The 23,713-nt window shown below is 42.4% G+C and carries 19 protein-coding genes and 1 other RNA gene; 18 read left to right on the forward strand and 2 right to left on the reverse strand.

Translation table 11 applies throughout. The features are described from left to right. Nucleotides 1-180 precede the first annotated feature (180 nt). From secG to AC1TO8_RS14445, 17 genes are all read left to right on the forward strand, one after another. Nucleotides 181-414: a preprotein translocase subunit SecG gene (gene secG / locus AC1TO8_RS14365; protein WP_438348191.1), complete on the forward strand. Its 234-nt coding sequence runs from the start codon at nt 181-183 to the stop codon at nt 412-414. A 234-nt stretch (nt 415-648) separates the two neighbouring features. After that, complete coding sequence (gene rnr / locus AC1TO8_RS14370; protein ID WP_482056310.1) at nt 649-3,576, forward strand: ribonuclease R; 2,928 nt, start codon at nt 649-651, stop codon at nt 3,574-3,576. Nucleotides 3,577-3,759: 183 nt separating this feature from the next. Continuing rightward, complete coding sequence (gene smpB / locus AC1TO8_RS14375; protein WP_482056311.1) at nt 3,760-4,242, forward strand: SsrA-binding protein SmpB; 483 nt, start codon at nt 3,760-3,762, stop codon at nt 4,240-4,242. Nucleotides 4,243-4,448: 206 nt separating this feature from the next. After that, nucleotides 4,449-4,813: a transfer-messenger RNA gene (ssrA, locus tag AC1TO8_RS14380) on the forward strand. 252 nt (nt 4,814-5,065) lie between these two features. Next, the gene (locus AC1TO8_RS14385; RefSeq protein ID WP_482056312.1) at nt 5,066-5,884 is read left to right on the forward strand and encodes a methyl-accepting chemotaxis protein; all 819 of its coding nucleotides are present in this window, start codon (nt 5,066-5,068) and stop codon (nt 5,882-5,884) included. 195 nt (nt 5,885-6,079) lie between these two features. Then, nucleotides 6,080-6,286: a hypothetical protein gene (locus AC1TO8_RS14390; protein ID WP_482056313.1), complete on the forward strand. Its 207-nt coding sequence runs from the start codon at nt 6,080-6,082 to the stop codon at nt 6,284-6,286. 257 nt (nt 6,287-6,543) lie between these two features. Next, entirely contained in the window at nt 6,544-6,747 is a 204-nt protein-coding gene (locus AC1TO8_RS14395) for an aldo/keto reductase (RefSeq protein WP_482056462.1), read from the forward strand. A 96-nt stretch (nt 6,748-6,843) separates the two neighbouring features. After that, on the forward strand, nt 6,844-7,467 hold the full coding sequence (locus tag AC1TO8_RS14400) for a polysaccharide deacetylase family protein (protein WP_482056314.1): 624 nt from the start codon (nt 6,844-6,846) through the stop codon (nt 7,465-7,467). A gap of 787 nt (nt 7,468-8,254) precedes the next feature. Further along, complete coding sequence (locus AC1TO8_RS14405) at nt 8,255-11,878, forward strand: X2-like carbohydrate binding domain-containing protein (RefSeq protein WP_482056315.1); 3,624 nt, start codon at nt 8,255-8,257, stop codon at nt 11,876-11,878. 319 nt (nt 11,879-12,197) lie between these two features. Further along, nucleotides 12,198-13,448 (forward strand): mechanosensitive ion channel family protein, encoded by a 1,251-nt coding sequence (locus AC1TO8_RS14410; protein ID WP_482056316.1) that lies wholly within the window; start codon nt 12,198-12,200, stop codon nt 13,446-13,448. A gap of 313 nt (nt 13,449-13,761) precedes the next feature. Further along, on the forward strand, nt 13,762-14,325 hold the full coding sequence (ahpC, locus tag AC1TO8_RS14415) for an alkyl hydroperoxide reductase subunit C (protein ID WP_482056317.1): 564 nt from the start codon (nt 13,762-13,764) through the stop codon (nt 14,323-14,325). Nucleotides 14,326-14,340: 15 nt separating this feature from the next. Next, nucleotides 14,341-15,870, forward strand: a complete 1,530-nt coding sequence (ahpF, locus tag AC1TO8_RS14420; protein WP_482056318.1) for an alkyl hydroperoxide reductase subunit F — start codon at nt 14,341-14,343, stop codon at nt 15,868-15,870. A 236-nt stretch (nt 15,871-16,106) separates the two neighbouring features. After that, nucleotides 16,107-16,880 (forward strand): sensor domain-containing protein, encoded by a 774-nt coding sequence (locus AC1TO8_RS14425; protein WP_482056319.1) that lies wholly within the window; start codon nt 16,107-16,109, stop codon nt 16,878-16,880. 105 nt (nt 16,881-16,985) lie between these two features. Continuing rightward, entirely contained in the window at nt 16,986-18,290 is a 1,305-nt protein-coding gene (locus AC1TO8_RS14430) for a BaiN/RdsA family NAD(P)/FAD-dependent oxidoreductase (RefSeq protein WP_482056320.1), read from the forward strand. Between the two features lie 33 nt (nt 18,291-18,323). Next, nucleotides 18,324-19,640, forward strand: coding sequence for a BaiN/RdsA family NAD(P)/FAD-dependent oxidoreductase (locus tag AC1TO8_RS14435; protein WP_482056321.1), 1,317 nt, complete (start codon nt 18,324-18,326; stop codon nt 19,638-19,640). Between the two features lie 337 nt (nt 19,641-19,977). Continuing rightward, complete coding sequence (locus AC1TO8_RS14440) at nt 19,978-20,907, forward strand: ATP-binding cassette domain-containing protein (protein WP_482056322.1); 930 nt, start codon at nt 19,978-19,980, stop codon at nt 20,905-20,907. Then, nucleotides 20,904-21,677: an ABC transporter permease gene (locus AC1TO8_RS14445; protein ID WP_482056323.1), complete on the forward strand. Its 774-nt coding sequence runs from the start codon at nt 20,904-20,906 to the stop codon at nt 21,675-21,677. The genes AC1TO8_RS14440 and AC1TO8_RS14445 overlap by 4 nt, the downstream gene beginning before the upstream one ends. Before the next feature lie 23 nt (nt 21,678-21,700). Here AC1TO8_RS14445 and AC1TO8_RS14450 read toward each other — a convergent pair whose 3' ends face one another. Together AC1TO8_RS14450 and AC1TO8_RS14455 are read right to left on the reverse strand one after the other, a co-directional pair. Continuing rightward, nucleotides 21,701-22,600: a sensor histidine kinase gene (locus tag AC1TO8_RS14450; protein ID WP_482056324.1), complete on the reverse strand. Its 900-nt coding sequence runs from the start codon at nt 22,598-22,600 to the stop codon at nt 21,701-21,703. After that, nucleotides 22,593-23,276, reverse strand: coding sequence for a response regulator transcription factor (locus AC1TO8_RS14455; protein WP_482056325.1), 684 nt, complete (start codon nt 23,274-23,276; stop codon nt 22,593-22,595). Before AC1TO8_RS14455 ends, AC1TO8_RS14450 begins: the two co-directional genes overlap by 8 nt. A gap of 153 nt (nt 23,277-23,429) precedes the next feature. On the opposite strand from AC1TO8_RS14455, the gene AC1TO8_RS14460 reads away from it, so the two are divergent. Beyond that, nucleotides 23,430-23,639, forward strand: a complete 210-nt coding sequence (locus AC1TO8_RS14460; RefSeq protein ID WP_482056326.1) for a hypothetical protein — start codon at nt 23,430-23,432, stop codon at nt 23,637-23,639. The last annotated feature ends 74 nt before the right edge of the window (nt 23,640-23,713 follow it).

The following is a 23,713-nucleotide window of genomic DNA, read 5'->3' on the forward strand; positions in this document are numbered from 1 at the left end:
GATAAAGCCAGTTCGGGTGTACACCGAACTGGCTTTTTCATTTCATATAGACCGACCACAACCATCTTGTCAAATATAGGTTGGATGTGCTACAATAAGAATGCTGTTTTATGTATAATGATATGTGAAATTAACTTGGAATACACGAGAATGTTTTAACACGTTTAGGAGGTGGAATGAATGGAAATCTTTTTACAAGTGTTGCTAGCTGTTTTCTCCATTGGTTTGATTGCGGTGGTTCTTTTGCAAAAGGGGAAAAGTGCAGGTCTTTCCGGCGCCATCTCCGGCGGAGCAGAACATCTTTTTGGTAAAACGAAAGCTCGCGGTATGGACTTGGTTCTTGAGCGTCTAACCGTTGGAATGGCTATTGGATTCTTTATTTTGGCTATTGCTGTAGCTGTCGCTATTAAATAATATGAATTTACAGGAAATCCTCGCTCTTACATAACTCTATGTGGAGAGAGGGTTTTTTTTGTGAATTTGTTGATGATCATGAAATTCCAAGAGATTTAAGGGATGTTTGGGATTGAAATCGTGTATACTAGGGTAAGAGTATTAGTGAGGTAAAAAATAGTAAATAAACAATATGAAGCAAAGGATACATAAGAGCTTGCAGTCACAATATGCAAGTCATCTGAGGTGATAATCATGATAACAGAAGAAGAGATCCTTAATTTCATGCGGGAGACCGCCTATAAACCAATGACTTATCAAGAACTAGAAGAACATTTCAGTATTGATAAAGCGCAAGACTTCAAGGAGTTTGTAAAGGTATTAACAGCTCTTGAACAAGATGGTAAAGTTATTCTGACTCGTACGAATCGTTATGGCGTACCTGAGCGGATGGATCTTATACGCGGTCGTTTACAGGCACATGCGAAAGGATTTGCATTTCTTATTCCTGATGATCGGGAACACGTAGATGTATATATTAACGCCAATGACCTCAAAGGCGCTATGAATGGTGATATCGTACTGATCCGGGTGACATCGAAGAGTACAGCCGGAGGTAAGCTTGAAGGAGAAGTTGTACGTATTGTGAAACGGTCGGTCACGCAAGTAGTGGGCGTATTCCAGAACAATGAATCGTATGGTTTCGTACTTCCGGATGACAAACGAATTAATCGAGATATTTTTATACCGAAGGATGCCTTTAATGGTGCTGTTCACGGTGAGAAGGTCGTTGTACGCATTGTGAATTATCCTGAAGGACGGTCAGCTGCTGAAGGCGAAGTGGCAGAGGTTCTAGGACATAAGGATGATCCGGGCGTAGATATTATTTCTATTATTCGTAAGCATCAATTGCCAGAGGCATTCTCTGATGAAGTAATGGCAGAAGCGGAGCTTGCTCCTGATGCCATTACAGAGGAAGAGATCATGGAGCAGGGCCGACGTGATCTACGCCATAAGACGATTGTGACGATTGATGGAGAAGATGCAAAGGATCTAGATGATGCGGTGAATGTGGAACTTTTACCGAATGGTAATTATCTTCTAGGTGTGCATATTGCCGATGTCGGTTACTATGTGCGCGAAGGTTCCGAGCTGGATAAAGAAGCATATGCTCGTGGCTGTAGTGTGTATTTGGTAGATCGGGTTATTCCGATGTTACCTCGCCGTCTTTCTAACGGGATATGTAGTCTTAATCCGCAGGTGGACAGGCTTACTTTATCCTGTGAAATGGAATTTGATGAACAAATGAAAGTGGTCAATCATGATGTCTTTACGAGTGTGATTAGAACTACAGAACGCATGACTTATACAGATGTACGCAAAATTATCGAGGATGAAGATCCTGAGTTAATGGAGCGCTACAGTGATTTGGTTGGTAATTTCCGACTCATGAAGGATCTTGCTCTAAGATTGCGGGGGAATCGGATGCGCAGGGGCGCAGTGGATTTCGATTTCGTGGAGTCTAAAGTTATCGTAGATGAGAATGGCAAGGCTATAGATATTGTCAAAAGAGAGCGTTCCATAGCGGAACAAATGATCGAGGAGTTCATGCTTGCCGCAAATGAGACGGTAGCTGAGCATTTTCACTGGTTGAAGGTTCCGTTCATATACCGTATTCATGAAAATCCGGATCAGGAGAAACTACAGAACTTTCTGGCGTTTGCTGAGAACTTTGGGTATCATGTCAAAGGTCGAGGAAACTCCATCCATCCGCGAGCACTACAAGGGCTCCTTGAAGATATTCAAGGAACGAAGGAGCAGACGGTTATTAGTACGATGATGCTTCGTTCTATGAAGCAGGCTAAATACGATGCTGAGACGTCGGGTCATTTCGGATTAGCGGCAGATTACTATTCCCACTTTACATCGCCTATTCGTCGGTATCCGGATCTTGCGATACATCGTGTCATTCGTGAGGTCATTGCGAGCAAGGGCGTATTGTCAGAGAAACGACAAGAATACTTAGCTTCCCGTATGCCTGATGTTGCACAACAGTCTTCTGAGCGGGAGCGTGTTGCCGTAGAAGCGGAGAGAGACACAGATGATCTTAAGAAAGCAGAGTATATGCTGGATAAGGTTGGCGAAGAATTCGATGGTATGATCAGTAGCGTAACAAGTTTTGGTATGTTCATCGAACTTGAGAATACGGTTGAAGGTCTTATTCGCCTGAGTGCATTAACGGATGATTACTATCATTTCAACGAACAAGCGATGTCGTTAATCGGAGAGCGTACTTCGAAGATATTCCGTATCGGTGACGATTTGAAAATTCGTGTAGCTCGCGTTAATATGGATGATCATACGATTGATTTCGAACTGATTGATATGAAACCTCGTAGCGAAGGTAATCGTGGTGGACGAGGTGGTCGTCCTTCAGGTGCAGGTGGTGGGTTCAATAAGGATAAAGGTGCAGGACGCGGAGGTAAGGCAGGAAGTCGTAGCGGTAAGGCTGATGGAAGTAAGGGTAAATCAGCTAGAGGAAGTAAAGTATTTGGAGCAAACAGCGGAGGCGTTAAGGCGCCTGGTGCAAGTGGCGGAGGTAAGAAGAAATCAATGAATATTATTGAAAATGGTACGGTTGAGAACAATGCACCTAAGCCTACAGCTACAGAGGGCGAAGTTAAAAGACCTGATGGCAAGGGCCCGAGAGGCAAAGGGAAGAATGGCGGATTCAAGAGTAAGGGAAACACAGTGACCGGCGACAGAAACGCAGGAGTTGTTTCGAAGCCGAATGAGAATGGCAAATCGACTAGTCCTAGCAGCGTAGCACCGAAGCGTGAGGGCAGAAGTGGTGGCAATAAGGATAAGGGTGCCGGACGTAAGCGGGATCGTGGACCAGGGGCTCCAGCAGGACGTTATGATGCATTGCAGTCAACACGAGGACCTGGGTTTGCTTTCGGTTCAGGCAAGGGAGGATACGGTGCGGCTGCAACTAGCGAATCTGTACGTTCCGATAGCTCTAATTCAGATGGGATTGGTCGTAAATCCTCAGGTAGAGGTGGTATTTTTATTAGCGGAGATGCAACACCGGGTAATGGTACCGCTAAACGTCCAGAGCGAGAAGGCCGTGAAGCCCGTGAGGGCAAGAGCAAGGCGAATGAAACTTCGCGTGAGGAGAAGTAAGGGAAGCCTTTAGTTTCAGCGAAGGATAAACTCCTTGAAAGGGGACGGCATCGCCGTTTCTACTCGCTTCATCTTGATTTTGAATGATGCAGTTGATACAATGGATTTCTGGTACATTCCTCGTCGTCGGACTAGGAATGAATACTGGAATCCATTTTTTATAATGATCTAAGGAGTGAGGACATGGGTAAGAATAATAGTGACGGGAAAGTCTTGGCCCAGAACAAGAAAGCTTCCCATGATTATTTCATAGAAGAAACGTATGAAGCGGGTATGGTATTGACGGGCACAGAGATTAAGTCGCTACGTCTTGGCAGATCGAACATCGGGGATGCTTTTGCAACGATTCGTAATGGTGAGATTCAGATTCATAATATGCATATTAGTGCTTTTGAACAAGGGAATCGAAGTAATCCGGTTGATCCAACGCGAACACGTAAGCTACTTATGCACAAGGTGCAAATTAAGAAGTTACTTGGGGTTTCGAAGCAAGCAGGTTATACGATCGTCCCGCTGAAGATTTATATCCGCAATGGATATGCGAAGCTCTTACTAGGTCTTGGTAGAGGGAAGAAGGAGTATGACAAGCGCGGTACAGCGGCTAAGCGTGATGCACAACGTGACATTCAACGTGCACTGCGTGAGAAGCAGAAGGTTGCTAGGTAATGATCTAGGTTGGCAATCTTAACCTTGATTTCCTTGAACTAAGTATCATAGTGCAGTAGAAATGTGATATACTAAGTTATACGAGATCATTAGATCTTGTGTAATGATTACCTTCTAGTGGTCCTTTTTCATGGAGGAAAAGGATACTGAATAGAACATCATGTCTTGGCTACTCAAGATTCTATCCTAGAAGCCCTTTATATTAAGGGGGCGTTTATGGATTCGACGGGGATAGTTTGAGCATGGGTAGCGGGTAGTGGGGACGCGTCCGCTTTATCAACGCTAAAGCCTATTAAATGGCAAAACTCAAAACAACTACGCTTTCGCAGCCTAAGAAACTGTGAGCGTGCTCCTACCTAGCATCGTCCATGTGACTAGATTAGGGGCTAACCAGTAGTGGAATACGCTGTCTCATCTCCGCCTGCGGTGAGCTGAAGAAGATAATCAGGCTGACCCGAAGAGTAGTCGGTTACAGGACGACGCTAGGGTGACATCAAATCTGTAACTACACCCGTAGAATCTTATGTGTCGATATTTTCGGACAGGGGTTCGACTCCCCTCGCCTCCATATGAATTACCAGTGACGGCCACCATTTGGTGGCCGTTTTTACGTGCGCCTCATAATCGCACAATCAAAGTGGTTGAAATCCACTCGGTAGCTTTACCCTAAACATTGACTAGGTCTTTCAGACAAGGGGTAAAAGAAATAGTTAATATACCTTTACATATTTACAATATTCACCACAGCTGTTAAAGTAAGATACTTGATAGAGATGTTTAATAGAGGTTTTATTACATAGATACGTATTGAGGAGAATCCAAGATGAGCAGCATCGAATCCCTAGAAACTGTGATTGCAATGATTCCAATCTTAAAGGCGGCAGTTCCTGCTGAATTATCGATTGCTATTTGTGATACAGAGAAATTTATAGCTTATTGGCCTGGAGAAAATATTGATTTGCAGATACGTGTTGGTCAGCAGTTGCAAGACGAGGAACCGTTAACGCAGGCGATTCGAGATGATGTAGTGCTAAGGTCGGAGGTGCCTGCCGCATTTTATGGTTTTGAATTTACGGGGACGGCTACACCGCTCCACGACTTCAATGGCAATGTGATCGGCGGCATAGCCATTCAGCTGCGTAAACAAAGTGAATTAATAGCCATTATCGATCAAATTTCGATTTCACTCACACAAGCTAACAACCAGCTCTCGCAAGTTGCGGAAGGTTCAGTTGTACTGGCGGAGTCTGCCCAGCAGCTTCTTACGCTCGCCCATCAGACGGCAGAACAGGTTAAAGAAACGGATAAAGTTGTATCGATTGTTAGAAGAGTAGCGGACCAAACGAATTTATTAGGCATTAATGCAGCGATTGAAGCTGCCCATGCAGGGGATCGAGGAAGAGGATTCGGCATTGTAGCGGGCGAGATACGTAAACTATCCAATGAAGCGCTTACCTCCACGAACGCGATTCAGCATACACTGAAAACATTCGAAGAAGCGATAAGCGGAATGCGAGTATCCATCGAACATATGACGGAAATCGTTGATCGACAGGCTACGTCGTCCCGACAGGTTTCAGAATTTATCGAAGAGGTTCATCGGATGTCGGGGCAGTTGAATCTATTCGCAAAGAAACTATAACTCAACTATATGGGGCGATACTAGGGGGATACGAAATCTGTAACTACACCCCTCGCCTCCATATGTATTACCAGTGACGGCCACCATTTGGTGGCCGTTTTTGTATTATTTTACTGCATTTCATATCTGGATTAGCAGATGGGTATGGTATAATAGTTGTAAAATAGAAACTCAAATTAGAGTGAGGTGTGCTTAATGCTACCACAAAGAGAAAAGTTACAAGGTCTATTAAAAAAGGCAAATCAACAGGCAATAGACCAGGCGAAAAAGGCTGGAGCATCTATTTACTATATAGAAGTTATTCCTTTAAAAAATATCAGCTTTTTTCGGAAGATTATAGTTGCAAGCGTAGTAACATTTGACCACAAATTTGGGGAGCGTCAGCTCAGTTTTGTTACATAGAGTCTATCTTCATCAATGCTCTGAGTTTCCTCTTCATGAGATTGAAAAGCTGGCGGCAGAAGCGCCAAACCCATATATACGTTCTGTTTTATGTTTGCTACTCGGATTTAAAGGTCCAGAAACTGTGTTGCCAATTATTTGGAGACAATTTCACTCTCTTAGATCACATTATCCTTTGGAGAATTACAAGGAGTGGCCACTGTGTGGTTTGGATGAATACGGTCGGAGGTTTGGCTTGTTGAAAAGTTGACGACAGTATTGGTACAAATCTTTTCGTGCTGGCACTGGCATGGGTACTAAGAAACACTCAAATTAGCAGCTTGATCACCGGTGTATCAAGATCCGAACAGATCGAAGATAATATTGCTGCAAGCGGCCTTACATTATCGGAAGAGATATGGAATGGAATTGAACATATTCTGGATTATAAACCTTTGTTCGCAAAACAGGATAATGATTGAATGAGGATTATCCAGGGTTTTCAAAAAAATGACTGACATTGCGCTGTAACAATGCCGGTTGGTTTCAAAAGTATCCATAATCGGGGGAATATCATAATGGTCAAATTATCGTTGGTACATAAGGTTCCAATCCAGGAAAAGGCCGTCGCCTTTACGTTTGATGATGGGCCACATCCGTTATATACTCAACAGCTGTTGGACATTTTTCACAAGGTTAATGGCAAAGCAACATTTTTTATGATTGGTAAAGAAATTAATATGTTCGAGGATATCGCAGCAAAGGTTCATATCGCCGGGCATGAGCTTGCCAATCATACCTACTCGCATCCTGATTTGACAAAACTGACGGTAGACGAAGCGCGGGCTGAATTGCAGCAGGCGGATGAGACGATTCGCAGGGTAACGGGGAAGCCTGTATTGAACTTCAGACCACCATTTTTTGGTGTTAATGACGATATCTTTTTGCTTGCAGCAGAATTCGGATACCGCTCGATCGGTGCCGTGAACGGTGAGGCGAAGGATTGGGAGCAGCCAGGTGTTGATTTTATTTTGGATCATACGAGGCCAACCATCGAAAATGGCAGTATATTTTTGTTTCATGACGGGTATGGCGAACGCTCTCAAACGATTAAAGCTGTCCAGGTATTGGTGGAAGAGCTTGCTGCCGAAGGTTATCGGTTCTTGACCGTAAGCGAGCTGCTTGGACTCGCTAATCTCTAGCTATAAAATGATGTTCCGAAGTTGAGTTATGATTTTTCTCCATACTTATTACCCCAGAAGGGGCTGTCCCAAAAGCTATGAAATAGCTAGGGACAGCCCTTTTAACATAATAGAAAGTATAAGTTTCAAGCACGAACTTAAGGTAGCCCAAAGAACAGGGTTAAGGTACAACTTTGTACCCGAACGAACAGCTAGATAAGAAGCTTGATCTGGGTAAGGTTAAAGATCAAGAGTTTTCTGCTGCAGAAAAGTTGAAGGTGATGGAGACCGTACTTTCGTCCCATTTGTAAAGAGGGCCATTCTTATTGATACGACAGCTATGACTAGAAATACAAAACTATAAAATACACGCAACCCAAAGAAACATTCGTCATCGAGGTGCATTAGCTCACTTTTTTTAAAATGAATGCGTTAATATTCGGTTGATCTGATTACTGTGAAGATGATTTATGAAATTGATTCAATTGTTTATAAAATGTAATTCGAGTTACAGATTGATCACTTTAAGTTAATATAAACTAAACTAGTAGTCGATAACATTATATAGATTGTTATAGGTTAACGATTTGCTCTAATGCAGATATGAGGGGCGACTCCAAAACATAAAAAATTGTTGAGCTGAATCTCAAGCAGTAGCTTTCAATGAGATAGCAAGGGTTATGCGCTCAAGCTCATTACATATTTAAGGTTGAGAAAGTGAGGGCTATTATAAACTCTGATACGAAACGTTTACGTTTACTAGTAACGAGGATCCTCTATACGAAAGGAATGAAGAACAGTGATAAGATTGAGTAGAAAAATAGCAATTATAATGTTGGCGATTATTTTAACATCAGGCAGTATTCCGGGAATATTCAGCGCAGGAATCGGCGGCATATCGACCGTTGCAGCGGCTACAAACATCTCCAGTCAAGATGGAATTGGATATAGCGGCCCCATTTTAGGAAATGAAGTGGTAGGTACTACTTTTACTGGATACCAGGCATGGCCTAGTGGCTTAACAAAAGGATCTTCTGCCTTTGTTGGTGGCGTGTATGACGGTACGAGTATATGGATGATACCTTATAATGCTAACGAATTAGTCAAGGTTAATCCATCTACAGGAGAAATGACTGGATATAGTAATTGGCCAGAAGGCTTCACTATAGGTAGTAATGCTTTTGCTGGAGGCGTGTATGATGGTACTAACATATGGCTAATTCCATATAGTGCAAATCAGATTATTAAAGTTAACGCTGCTACAGGAGAAATGACGGGTTATAGCAGTTGGCCAGATGGATCGAGAGGAAGCGATCAATTTATTGGAGGTGCTTTCGACGGTACCAACATATGGCTTGCCCCCTATTCTGGCAGTCGCTTAATAAAGGTTGATACAACGACAGGAGCAATGACTAGTTACAATAGTTGGCCAAGCGGAACAACCCTTGGTAATTATCCATTTTATGGTTCGATATTTGATGGTACTAGTATTTGGCTCATTCCGAACAATGCAGATCGACTAATCAAGGTTGATCCCCAAACAGGTGAAATGACGGGGTACAACAATTGGCCTAGCGGTTTTTCCAAAAGTAGAGATGCATTTTGGGGAGGTGTCTTCGATGGAATTAATATATGGATGATACCTTATGATGCTACTCATCTAGTTAAATTTAATACGAAAACTGGAGATATGATAGGATACAACGAATGGCCTAGTGGCTTTAACAAAGGGAGCGGTAGTTTCACTGGCGGCGTGTATGATGGTACTAGTATATGGCTCATTCCAAGTAATGCAGATCGACTAATCAAGGTTGATCCGGCAACCGGTGAAATGGCGGGATACAACAATTGGCCTAATGGTTTTAAAAAAGGTGGAAGTGCGTTCCTAGGCGGCGTGTATGATGGGGAAAATATTTGGATGATTCCATTTATGGCTGACCGTCTTATGAAATTTGGGTATAGTACCGAATTGAGTGGACTTACGCTGAGTAGCAGTACATTATCACCAACATTTAGTTCGGAAACAACAAGCTACACGGCAAGCGTCGATAATGATGTGACGAACATAAATGTAACGCCAACGACTGCGGATGTCGGAGCAACGATGACGGTGAACGGCTTCTCTGTAGCGAGCGGTCATCCTACAGCTATAGCGCTAAACGTCGGGGACAATACCGTAACGGTGATTGTTACATCAGGTAACGGTAATACGAAAACGTATACCGTCACGGTGACGAGGGCTGCAACGGACAGTATAATTACGTCAAACACAGCGAGCTTCGATAAATATGCCTCAGCCTCAGCTTATACTGACATTACAGTACAACTAGGTCTATTAGGCAACACGTTCCAAGGTATCGAAGTTACTGGTACACCAGTAGCTTCAAGTGAATATGACGTGAACGGTGCTGGTGATGAGGTCACACTGAAGAAGGAGTATCTGGCAACGCTAGGCACAGGAGCACATAGCTTTGACTTCAGCTTCAGTGCAGGCAACGATGCAACGCTAACGCTCACGGTAAGCGACAGCACGCCAGGGAATAGTACAATCACCCCAAGCATAGCGAGCTTTGATAAATATGCTTCAGCACCAGGTTATGCAGATATTACAGTCCAGTTAGATTTGCAAGGCAACACGTTCCAAGGCATCGAAGCGGGAGGAACGTCAGTTTCTTCAAGTGTCTATGACGTGAGCGGAGCGGGTAATGAGATTACGCTGAAGAAGGAGTATCTAGCAACACTAGGCACAGGAGCACATAGCTTTGACTTCAGCTTCAGTGCAGGCAACGATGTAACGCTAACGCTAACGGTAAGCGACAGTACGCTAGCAAATAGCACAATCACACCAAGCACAGCGAGCTTTGATAAACATGCATCAGCATCAGGTTATGCTGATATTAAAGTACAACTAGGTTTATTAGGCAACACGTTCCAAGGTATCGAAGTTACTGGTACACCAGTAGCTTCAAGTGAATATGACGTGAACGGTGCTGGTGATGAGGTCACACTGAAGAAGGAGTATCTGGCAACGCTAAGTACAGGAGCACATAGTCTCGTATTCAGGTTCAATGCGGGAAATGATGCGGCTTTTACCATTACCGTACTGAACTCTACGCCGGCCCCAACTACGCCGGCCCCAACTACGTCGGCTCCAACTACGCCGACCCCAACCACGCCTACAGACAATAATCAGCAACAAAACAAATTGAACATTACGGTAGATGGCGAGTCCAATCTGCGCCTCTGGAATGGGACGATTGTAAAAGAAAACGGTAAAGAAGTCTTGAAACTTACATTGGATCCAAATGAATTTATTCCATATGTTCAACAATTGGCTAGAGGAGAAAAGTTAAGTGTCGTAGTCAACTTTGCAATAGATCATATATTGATTGATATTGATGGGGATACGATAGATCTTCTGATTGATAAAGGGATCGTATTTCAAATCGTGACAGAAGATGGAACGATGATATGGGATGCAGCTAATGAGGATTTAGCAAAAATAAAAGCTCAATTGGGTGTTACTGAATTTGATCAGGGAGTAAATTTAACATTTGTCATTCGTGAACAGTCGAGTACACCCTATCCATTCCTTCACAATATGTCTATCGTTGGCCAACCACTAACGATGTTTGTTTATTACGAGAAGGATGACAAAGCTGTATCTCATGTTGAAAGCAAGCATTACAACAAACGTACTTTACTGCTAGGTTCATCGATGGAACTGAATAATGCAACTGCTGTCGTGATAGCAGAGGATGGTTCATTTGTCCGTGTACCGTCGAAAATCGTTGTGAAAGATGGAAAGCGTTATGCTGAAGTTTATACGTTTGTGGATGGAACGATTGCACTAATTTCACATCAGCAAAGTTTTGGAGATATTCAGGAACATTGGGCAGAAGCAGCTATCGAGGAATTTGCAAGCCAATTGATTGTGAATGGTAAAACGGAAACGACTTTTGCGCCCAATGCGGATGTAACAAGAGCGGAATTTACAGCAATATTGGGTAGAGCATTGGGGTTAATTAGCGCTCCATATCAAGGCCAGTTCGATGATCTTCACTCTGAAAACTGGGCAGCAGCTTCGATACAGTCTGCAATGAATAGATCGCTCATTCAAGGGTATGAGAATGGCTCGTTCCTACCTAATCAAAGCATGACAAGAGAAGAAGCGATCGTGGTCATAACGAGAGCATTGCAAATGAAAGGGGTTAAAATTGCTTTATCAGATGATAAAGTCGAACAAATTTTAGGGCAGTATCATGATGCAGATAAGGTATCTGGGTGGGCAGAAAGTGCAGTGGCTGTGGCAATAGAAACGGGCTTACTGCAAGGGAAAACTACTCATACACTAGCATCACAAGACCCTATTACTCGAGCTGAAATTGTAATCATTATTCGTAGAATGCTTGAATATGCAAACTTAATTTAATTGATTTCGCGACCATTCCAACATACTTAGCATCACATTTCTGCGAATCGTGGTTTTGCATAGCAACGATTCCGCTCCCTCCATACTTGATCAGTGAGACCACCTATTTGAACTGCACCTCCAATTGTTAGTTGTGTCTAACATTCGGGGTGCAGTTCACTATTTAGGTGGTTTTTTGTTTTTGGCAGTTCTACCAAGCCGCTTCTTAAATTTTTACACTTTTCCGAATAAGCCTAGAGATGTTTTATTTTGAACTTTGCTTAGCACTAGAATCTAATCTATAATAATAGGCTAATATATACTGTGTTAGGAGGAAACAATGGAATTTATCAAACATCAACTAGACGGATTTGGCATGAGTGAACAAACCATTGGATATCTTTCGAATATGATCATGGTTGTTTTTATAGCAATGGTCTCGATACTGGCCAATTTTATAGCCAAAAAAGTCGTGCTGAAGACGATTATTCACATCATCAATAAGAATCGGTACACGTGGGATAATATCATGTTGGAGAAAAAAGTATTCCGCAAGCTGTCGCATCTCGTGCCGGCGCTCATCATCTATTATTCTGCGTCCATCTTTCCGACCTATCAAGCTTTGATTGAAAAAGCGGCATTAACGTATATGATTATCGTAACTATGATGGTACTTAATGCACTGCTCAATGCTATTGATGCGATCTATCGTTCGTTTGAAGTCTCCAAGATCAGACCGATTAAGGGATACATTCAGGTGGTGAAGATCTTTCTGTTTATCATCGGTGGCATTCTGGTTATCTCGAACCTCATCGGCCAGAATCCCTTGATTATTCTCAGTGGGCTTGGTGCCTTATCGGCCGTTCTGATGCTAATTTTCAAGGACTCCATATTGGGCCTGGTGGCAGGCGTTCAATTATCATCGAATGATATGGTGCGTGTCGGTGACTGGATTGAAATGCCTAAATATAATGCGGATGGAGATGTCATCGACATTACATTAAACACGGTAAAGGTTATGAATTTCGATAAGACGATCACGATGATTCCGAGCTACGCCCTCATTTCAGACTCGTTCAAGAATTGGAGAGGCATGCAAGTATCTGGCGGCAGAAGGATTAAGCGAAGCGTCTATATCGAGACGAGCAGCATAAGGTTTTGTACCATGGAAATGATTGAGGAGTTTCAGAAGATTCACTACCTTACCGATTATATCACGACAAAATTAAATGAAATCAACGCGTACAACATGGAACATCAGATTAATGAGGAGAGCAATGTGAACGGTAGACAGCTTACGAATGTAGGTGTATTTAGAGAATACATCTATCAATATCTGAGGAATCATCCGAAAATTCATAAGGATATGACCATGATTGTCAGACAGTTAGCGTCGGGAGATAACGGACTGCCAATTGAAATCTATGCTTTCAGCAATGATACCAACTGGGGCGTGTATGAATCGATTCAAGCGGACATTTTTGACCATATCTTTGCAGTTGCGCCGACATTTAGGCTTCGTACCTTCCAGAATCCAACGGGCCATGATATCGTCCAACTAAAAGAAAGCACGCAATTTTCACGAGGATAGTGAGATATGATTTCGAAGTATATACCGTATGTAACCCCCCACCGCAAAAGGCCGGGGGTTTTTCTTTTGTTTGAAATGGTAGTCATCTTTAAGAAATGAATACTATGGCTTAATTAGCAGCATAATGAATGATGAGTTAAATCATTTTAGAATGTTCACTGAATTGTTAATTATAATCGTTCTAAATTACTTGACAGATTATATTATTTAGTTGATAATAATGATTATAAAGTATATTTAAGTTGTTTTGTATGAAGGCCTGAATATGCTATGTTAATACTAAAAAATAGAACTTAAGAGGAGAATATAAATTATGTCACTTATCGGAACAGAAGTACTACCATTCAATGCATCTGCATTTCAAGACGGTAAATTTATCGATGTTACTGAGGAAAATTTAAAAGGTAAATGGAGTGTAGTTTGCTTTTACCCAGCTGACTTTACATTCGTGTGTCCTACTGAGCTAGAAGATCTACAGAACCAATACGAAACTCTAAAAGAACTTGGTGTTGAAGTGTATTCCGTTTCAACGGATACTCATTTTACTCATAAAGCATGGCATGCAAGCTCTGAAGCTATTGGTAAGGTTAAGTATATTATGATCGGTGATCCTTCACATGTAATCTCTCGTAACTTTGATGTATTGATCGAAGCTGACGGTCTTGCTGATCGTGGTACATTCATCATTGACCCAGACGGTATTATCCAAACTGTTGAGATTAATGCAGGAGGCATTGGCCGTGATGCAAGTGCTCTTGTTAACAAGATCAAGGCTGCACAGTATGTTCGTAACCATCCAGGTGAAGTTTGCCCAGCGAAATGGTCAGAAGGTGGAGCAACACTTAAGCCGAGTCTTGATCTCGTAGGCAAGATTTAAGGAAGGTGCGTAAATATGAAACTAGATAATGAACTGAAATCTCAATTAGAACAATACCTCCAGCTATTAGAAGGTAATATAGTGTTAAAAGTCAGCGTAGGCAATGATGAAGCATCTGAAGAGATGTTGTCTCTGGTCGAAGAAATTGCGAGCATGTCTTCTATGATAACGGTGGAAAAAACACAATTATCTAGAACACCAAGCTTTAGTGTAAATCGTGTAGGTGAAGATACAGGCGTAACCTTTGCTGGAACTCCATTGGGCCACGAATTCACATCATTAGTACTTGCGTTACTGCAGGTTAGTGGAAGAGCTCCAAAGGTTGAGCAAAGCGTTATTGATCAGATCAAAAGCATTCAAGGTGAATATACGTTTGAAACTTATATCAGCTTAAGCTGTCACAATTGTCCTGATGTTGTACAAGCACTGAACTTGATGAGCATTCTTAATCCTGGTATAACTCATACCATGATTGATGGTGCAGTATTCAAAGAAGAGGTTGAAAGCAAAAACGTTATGTCTGTGCCAAGTGTTTACCTTAACGGTGAATTCTTCGAAAGCGGTCGTATGACGGTCGAGGAGATTCTTGCCAAGCTGGGTAATGCTCCTGATGCATCAGAGTTTGACAATAAGGAACCTTTTGATGTACTTGTTGTTGGCGGTGGCCCAGCAGGTGCTAGTGCAGCGATTTATGCAGCACGTAAAGGGATTCGCACAGGTATTGTTGCTGATCGCTTTGGTGGTCAGGTCAACGATACTATGAGCATTGAGAACTTTATCAGTGTGAAATATACTGAAGGGCCTCAGCTTGTAGCGAATATTGAACAGCAAGTGAAAGAGTACGACATCGATGTGATGAAATTGCAACGTGTTAAGCGTTTAGAGAAGAAGGATCTCATCGAAGTTGAACTCGAAAACGGTGCTGTACTAAAAAGTAAGACGGTCATCGTTTCGACAGGCGCTCGTTGGCGTAATATGGGTGTACCTGGTGAAGAGGAGTTCAAGAACAAGGGCGTGGCTTATTGCCCGCATTGTGATGGTCCTTTGTTCATTGGTAAAGATGTTGCGGTTGTTGGTGGCGGTAATTCTGGTATTGAGGCAGCAATTGATCTTGCAGGGATTGTGAACCATGTAACGGTTCTTGAATTTGCACCCGAGCTCAAAGCTGATGCTGTTCTACAAGATCGTCTTTACAGCCTGCCTAACGTTACTGTACTTAAGAACGTGCAGTCCAAAGAAATTACCGGAACGGACAAGGTTAACGGTATTTCCTACATGGATCGCGATACAGAAGAAGTTAAGCACATTGAATTGCAAGGCGTGTTTGTACAGATCGGCCTTGTACCAAACACAGATTGGTTAGGTGACACGGTTGAACGCACTCGCATGGGCGAGATCGTTGTAAACAGCCATGGAGCTACTAACCTTCCTGGAGTGTTTGCTGCTGGCGATTGTACCAATAGTCCATTCAAGCAGATTATCATTTCTATGGGATCTGGTGCTACTGCAGCGTTAGGTGCTTTCGATTATCTAATTCGAAATTAATCGATGTATATTAAGAGCAAATGCTTAATATCCCTTTACAGGTAAGACATCAAAAGCCCTCATTCTTCACGGAATGGGGGCTTTTGTTATGATCAAACCAACAGTCCCCCCAGTTCACTCCTAGTCTAAAGTCTAGGTTCAGATCCCCCTTAAGACGGTTATGTCAGGTAGATAAGACGGTTATAATGGATTTATAACTTAGAGCGTGACATATGTAGCCAAAGGAGTGTTTGAATATGAAGGCAATAGAAGTGACTGCAAAGGAGCCAACAGGTAAGGTGAATTGGGTACTTTTTAATCCCAAAACCTATGCAACGATCCTTTATTTATTGTTATCCCTCCCATTAGGGATTATTTATTTTACAGTAGCGATAACGGGACTTGCACTATCAATCGGTTTAACTCCAATATTTATTGGAATACCATTGTTTTTTGGAGTAGCTAAGCTGTTGAATGGGATTGTTAATTTTGAACAAAGCATGATTAGACAAATTTTAGGTTTACCGACACCTTCCGTTTCGTATACCTACAATCAACAGTCTGAAGTCAGAGGGAATTGGTTGATGCGAATGGTGAGAGGTTTTGACGGAGGGCTATTCGTACGAAATCTGCTGCTCGTATTCCTAAGATTTGTAACAGGCATTGTGTTCTTTGTTATTATGGTAACGGTGATTTCGTTAGGATTAGGATTTATTGCTCTTCCAGTCGTGCATATTATTCTGATGAATGAAATGAAGCTTGATATTTTAGAGAATAGCTTGTTTAGTTATTTTCATATCGATTGGACCTATAATCAGCAGTATATGCTGTACGTAGGCGTTGGACTTGTACTTTTTTGGATCGCGCTTCGCGTCGTGAACGGGCTCATGCAAATTCAGCGCAGAATTATGTATGTGGACGAGCCATATCAGCAGCCGTCAGTGGAAGCACAAGCTCAGTCACAATATTATGAGTACCAAGAAGATCAGCCCATTCAAGGGATGATGCAGCCAGCTTATAAAGAGCTTTAGAAGAACTTCTTTTACTGTCATATTTGTTCAGATGTAAGTTAGGATTTACTACTTACTTAATGTTATAATATTGATTTACAATGTGAAATAGGGTGATCGAAAAATATGAATGAATTTCAAAATAGGAACCACCATAAACTAGTCATTATTGGTGCGGGCGCAGCAGGTTTAATGGCTGCTATAACTGCGCGTGACTGTGGTATTGATACAGCTATATTGGAGAGCAACGACCGGATTGGAAAGAAGATATTAACGACAGGTGATGGTCGCTGCAACATTACGAATGAATCCACTGCGACGGGTACGGATGAAGCGATCGCTTTATCGCGCAAGTATCACAGTAATCAGGCTGGATTTCCATTGACTGTATTGGAGCAATTTGGCATCCGTCAAACCATTGATTTTTTCTCAGCGCTCGGGCTTCCGCTTACAAGATTGAAGGAGGGCTTGATGTATCCGATGTCGCTGCAGGCTGCATCGGTGCTGGATATTTTTGAGCTTGCGCTGGAGGATCGGAATGTTCCGGTATACCTCAATAACAAAGTGTTGGATGTTACCGTTTCGAAGGAACATCCGCGCTTTACGATTAAATGCCAAACGGAAACAGAGGAGCAGGTTGTTTATACCAGTGAATATCTGTTTCTATGTGCGGGTGGCCTTACCGGTCCGAATACGGAAAAGGATAGCCCTGGTTATACTCTTGCCGAACGTCTGGGACACACCCTGGTCGAGCAAGTGCCGGCCATTGTGCAATTGAAGCTACAGAATCCGCATATGAAGGCACTGTCCAGTATCAAATTTCAGGGACAAGCCCATATTATCGTCAACGGTAAAGTCATCGGCAGCGAATATGGTGAAATTGGCTTCACGAACTATGGTATCTCCGGCCCACCAATTCTCCAGTTAAGCAGGAAGGCTGCGTATCATCTCGCAAGAGGAGAATCTGTAACCGTATCGGTTGATCTGATGCCGGGTCGCACGGAGGAAGAGGTAGCTGAACTTTTGGAAATGAACTGGGAGAGCTTCGGACACCGGACTGTTGTGGATTCGCTCGTCGGAATCTTCAATAAGAAGTTGGTTCCTGTCCTGATGATGGAAGCTGGTATCGATAAGCAGCCAGACCTGCTTTGCCAGGATCTATCGCGGAAAGCCAAGGGGAAATTGTATCGAATTTTGAAGCATTGGGAATTTAAAGTGACTGATACCAATGGCTTCGCGAATGCGCAAGTGACAGCGGGCGGCATCGATACGACTGAGCTAATAGAAGGAACGCTGGAATCCAAGCTAGTACCTGGGCTTTATTTGGCTGGCGAGGTGATGGATGTGGACGGGGATTTCGGCGGCTATAACCTACAATGGGCCTGGAGTTCTGGTTATGTGGCTGCGATGGCGCTTGCTAAGCAAATGTAATGAATTTATAGGAAAAGGGATGCATCGATCAATATGTATGAGGATCAGAATTCTAAGCACCACAAGCTGTTAATTATCGGTGCAGGCGCTGCAGGTATGATGGCTGCTCTTACTGCACGGGACCAAGGTATTGATACCGCAATGATTGAAAGCAATGACCGGATGGGGAAGAAGATATTAACGACGGGCAATGGGCGTTGCAACATTACGAACGAATCTACTGCGACGGGTACGGATGAAGCGGTCGCTTTATCGCACAAGTATCACAGCAATCAGGCTGGATTTCCATTGCCTGTTCTACAGCAATTTGGTGTGCGCCAGACGATCGACTTTTTCTCCTCGCTCGGGCTTCCTCTTATACCCTTAGAGGATGGTCGAATGTATCCCATGTCGTTGCAAGCCGCATCCGTGCCGGGTGTTTTTCGCCTTGCTCTGGAGGATCGGAATGTTCCGATATATTTCAAGAATAAAGTGTTGGATGTTATCGTCTCGACGGAACATCCGCGCTTCACGATTAAATGCCAAACAGAGACAGAGGAGCAGGTCGTTTATACCAGCGAATACCTATTTCTATGTGCGGGTGGTCTTACTGCTCCGAAAACGGGAACGGATGGATCTGGTTATACGCTTGTCCAACGTCTGGGGCACACTCTGATTGAGCCTGTGCCGGGGATTGTGCAATTAAAGTTAGACTATCCATATTTGGAGGAACTGTCCGGCATAAAATTCGAAGGACATGCTCATATTATCGTAAACGATGAAGTTATCCGCACCGAATATGGCGAAATTCTCTTTACGGCCTATGGCATCTCTGGCCCGCCAATACTCCAGTTAAGCAGGAAGGCTGCGTATAATCTCGGCAGAGGAGAATCTGTGACATTATCGGTTGAGTTGATGCCGGACCGCACGGAGGAAGAGATAGTTGAGTTTCTGGAAACGCACTGGGGGATCTTTGGACACCGGACTGTTGCGGATTCCCTTATCGGAATCATCAACAAGAAGCTGATTCCTGTTCTGCTGAAGGAGGCAGGAATTGATCAAGAGCTTCACCTGCTTTGTCAGGATCTATCGTGGAAAACCAAGAAAATATTGTATAGAATCATGAAGCATTGGGAATTTAAAGTGACCGATACCAATAGCTTCACGAATGCGCAAACAACAGCCGGTGGCATCGATACGACTGAGCTAATCGAAGGAACGTTGGAATCTAAGCTAGTACCTGGGCTGTATTTGGCCGGTGAGGTTATGGATGTGGATGGAGATTGCGGTGGATATAACCTGCAATGGGCCTGGAGCTCCGGCTATGCTGCCGCGATGGCGCTTGCTGACCATATTGCTCATACCACTTAGAGCTATGTTTCAGTTAGTTAACTTGTTAAAGAAGAATAGAATCCAAAGAAGAATCTGACGGTAGGGATATCAGTATACTCCTATCGCTGGATTTTTTTTATTACAATATTGGGGGAAAGTTATGACTATGACTATGACTTCACTTTACCACCATTCGAAAAGTCAGTTTGTTATCTGAATCAACTTTTAAGAATGATTTAAGATTCGCTTAAGAGATTACTTAATGAATGACAGATAAAGTAGAGATATCAAAGGGAAGGTGCAGTAGATTGCAAGTATTACATACAGGATTTCAATTCTTATATAGTTTGTAGCAGAAAGAAGGGGAGTGGACAGTATGGAAACAAGTGTATTATCACTAGAAAAGGTATCCAAGTCTTTTGGATCAGAGAAAGCATTGAATCAAGTATCGTTAACGGTAAGAAAGGGAGATATCTACGGCCTTATCGGTCGAAATGGCTCAGGAAAGACAACGATCATGAGGCTCATCACAGATCTCTCAACAGAATCGAAGGGTGAGATCACACTATTAGGCAAGTCGAAAGGAGCGAAGAACTATCATACTGCATTACAACGGATCGGAGCTGTTATTGAAGCGCCAGTGGCATTTAATAAGCTGACCGCTTATCAGAATATGAAGATCGTTTGCATCCAGAAGGGAATCCATGATTACTCGATCATTCAAGAAATGTTGGAATTCGTGAACTTGGCGAATACGGGTAAGAAGAAATTCCACAACTTCTCGTTAGGTATGAAGCAGCGCTTAGGAATTGCGATGGCATTGGTGAATAACCCGGATTTTCTTATTCTAGACGAACCGATTAATGGATTAGATCCGATAGCGATTATTGAGTTCCGTGAATTGCTGGAGAAGATTAATAGGGAGAGGAACACAAGCATTCTGATCTCTAGTCATATTCTGAGCGAATTATATCATGTATCTACACGTTTTGGCTTTATTCATCAAGGTGAAATGATTCAAGAAATTACGAAGGAAGAATTCGATTCATTATGTACGGAAGCCATTGTGGTTAAAGTGCAAAATACAGCTCAGGCTGCCGTGATCTTGAAGGAAGCGATTGGTGATCAATTCCAGGTTGTACAGGGGAATGAAATTCACATTTCAGATCAGAAATCGACCGTTGCCAGTATCAATCTATTGCTAGCTATGAATGGTGTTCTTATTGATTTTATTGGTAAAAAGGAAAGCAGCTTAGAAAATTACTACACCAATCTTATTCAACAATTCGGAGGTACACACTCATGATTCGTTTAATGAAAGCTGATTGCTATCGTTTACTCCGTACCAAAGGTTTTTATATCATATTACTCGCTGTTATTACTTTTGCAGTGGGAAATGTGTCTACTGAAAGTGTAGGTACAGTGGGGGTTCAGAGTGATTCTGTTATGGAGGGTCAATCTCAAACCAATGTTTCCTGGAATATGGCTGTAGCTCTCACTGGTGCTTCTTTTTCTAGTGGTCTCCTTGTTTATTTGTTTATCGCATTCTTTGTTATCATTATAGGATACGAATTCTCACAAAGAACGTATAAAAATACGTTAACCTCTGGTGTGAGCCGAATCTCCTTTGTTCTTTCCAAATACTTTACGCAGTTGACTGCTTTGTTATTAGGAACTTTTTTATATTTTGGTACAACGGCTCTTATTGCCTTTTTTAGATATGGTACAGAAGGGATTCATACGGGTGAAGTTCTAAAGGATGCGCTCATTGCGATGTTAAGCTTAAGCTTTTGTATTAGCGTGATCTTTAGTTTGGCGACACTAGTGTTGTTCCTGACAACTAGCAATATTATCGCCTCTATATTTATCATTGTTTATCCCATTATCATTCAGTTGATCTATACGTTCATAGAGTGGGAGGGGCTCAAATATTTTGATTTCTTCTCACTTGCTCAGACTATGGGTCAGGGTCTAATCGCAGGCACAGAATTAATTCCTTATATCTTCGTGAGTCTTGCTACTATTGCCACCACTCTCGTAGGAAGCGCCTTTGTTATCCGTCATAAAGAACTATAGCCACAGTGCCAGACAGCAGAGAACTAATGATCTCTGCTGTTCTTGAATTGAAGAGTCACGTAGAAGGCTTCTGCATCTGTAGTGAGTGTAATGTCACCTTTTATAGCTTTTGTCAGGTTTTTTACAATGGATAGGCCTAACCCTGTGCTTTTGTTGGAGCGAGAAGGATCTTCAGTGACAAAGCGCTGAAATAGCCGGTCAGCATCTACAATAGGATTGGCTAAACCATTCATAAATTGAATGATCAAATGGTCTTGTTGTGATGTGAGCGAGATCTGTACCTTTTGATAGCCATATTTCAGAATGTTACCTAATATGTTTTGGAAAATTCTTTGCAGAATCGTTTCATCGGTAATGAGATATTGCTGCTCCTGAATATGAACTTCCAAGGAGAGCTGTTTTTTTTGCAACTCATCATAATAGGTAAATAAGCTTTGGGTTAATAGCTCAGACACCTCTATTTTGTGGAACTCAGGGGTTAACATTTTCTCCTGAATCAGATTATATTCCATGAGGTAATGAAGATAATGAGAGATGGAATTTAAGCTACTATCGATCTTCTGAATCATCTCATGCTGCTTGGCAAGCTCAGGCTCCTGTAAGAGAATTTGTGTATAGCCTGAAGAGACGGTCAAAGGTGTCTTAAGATCATGAGTGAGATTGGTGATGACCTCATGCATTTGTTTTTCCTTGAGATATCGTTCCTGGTTATAGATTTTATTTTGCTTAATTAATCGATTATTATTGTCTGATAACCGTCTCAAGATGCTATTCTTGGAAGTGGAGGTTAACTCCGCATTGGTATCATTCGTGGCGATATAGTCGAGTTGCTGGGTGATTTTCTTCAAGTCGGACAGAATTAAACCGAGATAGGCCAGTACAGCAATAAGCAGGATACTAAGCAGCCACAACATGTTACTCATTCCCCTCAGCTAGACGGATTCCCATGCCCCAGATCGTCTCGATATACTCTGTATCAGGATCAGCATCCTTCAACTTTTTTCTTAGTGTACTGATATGAACGTTGATGGTGTTCTCCCCACCAAAGTAATCATCCTGCCAGATGGTCTGGTAGAGGTTAGCCTTGGAATAGATTTTCTTAGGATGAAGCATTAACAATTCTAGCAGCTTGTACTCTTTGTGAGACACTTGAATCTCTCTATTATCGATCAATACCTTATGCTCTTCGCGTATCAATATCAGGTTGCGGTAAGATAGTTCGCCGGTAGGTGCTGTTGTTGGAACAGCATTACGTAGCTGAACCTCGATTCTGGCCTCAAGCTCCTCTATATGGAAAGGCTTGGTGATGTAATCATTAGCTCCCATCTTTAACAAGCGCACCGTCTGTTCTTTGTCACTAAGGGCAGTCAGAACGATGATAGGTACAGGGGAAGTTTTTCGAATCGTCTCCAAGACGCTTTCACCTGTCACGCCAGGCAGCATTAAGTCAAGAAGCACCAAGTCATACTGATTTTTATTTGTTTTCAAAAGAGCTTCTGTTCCCGAATGGACTTGCTCCAGTTGATATTTGTTAGCAAATACATATTCAAGCAGCTCACAAATTTGCTTGTCATCTTCAATAAGTAATAGACTTTTCATTTGAGAGATTCTCCTTTGATTATTTACTAAGAGATTACCCCAAAGGGAGCAGAACATGCAACGATAAATGATAGTTAAAAGGTCACTTTCTCTGTAAAGTCATTTGCACCCTACAAGACGATTTGAAGGAGGCGACCTAATGAAAAGTCTACCATGTTGCAGAATCTTGTTCAATCCGCTCTTCCAGAAGAAATACAATCCCACATTAGCTCATTAGATTACAAAGATACAGCCCGAAAGTTTACAGCCAAGCCAAGAGAGCAATTCACATCGCTGTATCATCTTCTGAACGAGGAGCTGTTGACACAATGCCATCGAGATCTAGATGGTAGTAAGGCAACAGGCGTGACGATGGATAGATAAATATGTTCACATCTAAACGAGACAAAAGGGGAATCCAACTTTTGTCTCATTTTTTCTGTGCATAAATATAGGTC

It is taken from the genome of Paenibacillus sp. Y859 (genome assembly GCF_056786405.1).

Excerpts from the sequence above, each read along its gene's own strand:
- secG (WP_438348191.1), top strand. The coding sequence starts at position 181 with ATGGAAATCTTTTTACAAGTGTTGCTAGCTGTTTTCTCCATTGGTTTG.
- rnr (WP_482056310.1), top strand. The coding sequence starts at position 649 with ATGATAACAGAAGAAGAGATCCTTAATTTCATGCGGGAGACCGCCTAT.
- smpB (WP_482056311.1), top strand. The coding sequence starts at position 3,760 with ATGGGTAAGAATAATAGTGACGGGAAAGTCTTGGCCCAGAACAAGAAA.
- AC1TO8_RS14385 (WP_482056312.1), top strand. The coding sequence starts at position 5,066 with ATGAGCAGCATCGAATCCCTAGAAACTGTGATTGCAATGATTCCAATC.
- AC1TO8_RS14390 (WP_482056313.1), top strand. The coding sequence starts at position 6,080 with ATGCTACCACAAAGAGAAAAGTTACAAGGTCTATTAAAAAAGGCAAAT.
- AC1TO8_RS14400 (WP_482056314.1), top strand. The coding sequence starts at position 6,844 with ATGGTCAAATTATCGTTGGTACATAAGGTTCCAATCCAGGAAAAGGCC.
- AC1TO8_RS14410 (WP_482056316.1), top strand. The coding sequence starts at position 12,198 with ATGGAATTTATCAAACATCAACTAGACGGATTTGGCATGAGTGAACAA.
- ahpC (WP_482056317.1), top strand. The coding sequence starts at position 13,762 with ATGTCACTTATCGGAACAGAAGTACTACCATTCAATGCATCTGCATTT.
- ahpF (WP_482056318.1), top strand. The coding sequence starts at position 14,341 with ATGAAACTAGATAATGAACTGAAATCTCAATTAGAACAATACCTCCAG.
- AC1TO8_RS14425 (WP_482056319.1), top strand. The coding sequence starts at position 16,107 with ATGAAGGCAATAGAAGTGACTGCAAAGGAGCCAACAGGTAAGGTGAAT.
- AC1TO8_RS14430 (WP_482056320.1), top strand. The coding sequence starts at position 16,986 with ATGAATGAATTTCAAAATAGGAACCACCATAAACTAGTCATTATTGGT.
- AC1TO8_RS14435 (WP_482056321.1), top strand. The coding sequence starts at position 18,324 with ATGTATGAGGATCAGAATTCTAAGCACCACAAGCTGTTAATTATCGGT.
- AC1TO8_RS14440 (WP_482056322.1), top strand. The coding sequence starts at position 19,978 with ATGGAAACAAGTGTATTATCACTAGAAAAGGTATCCAAGTCTTTTGGA.
- AC1TO8_RS14445 (WP_482056323.1), top strand. The coding sequence starts at position 20,904 with ATGATTCGTTTAATGAAAGCTGATTGCTATCGTTTACTCCGTACCAAA.
- AC1TO8_RS14450 (WP_482056324.1), bottom strand. The coding sequence starts at position 22,600 with ATGAGTAACATGTTGTGGCTGCTTAGTATCCTGCTTATTGCTGTACTG.
- AC1TO8_RS14455 (WP_482056325.1), bottom strand. The coding sequence starts at position 23,276 with ATGAAAAGTCTATTACTTATTGAAGATGACAAGCAAATTTGTGAGCTG.
- AC1TO8_RS14460 (WP_482056326.1), top strand. The coding sequence starts at position 23,430 with ATGTTGCAGAATCTTGTTCAATCCGCTCTTCCAGAAGAAATACAATCC.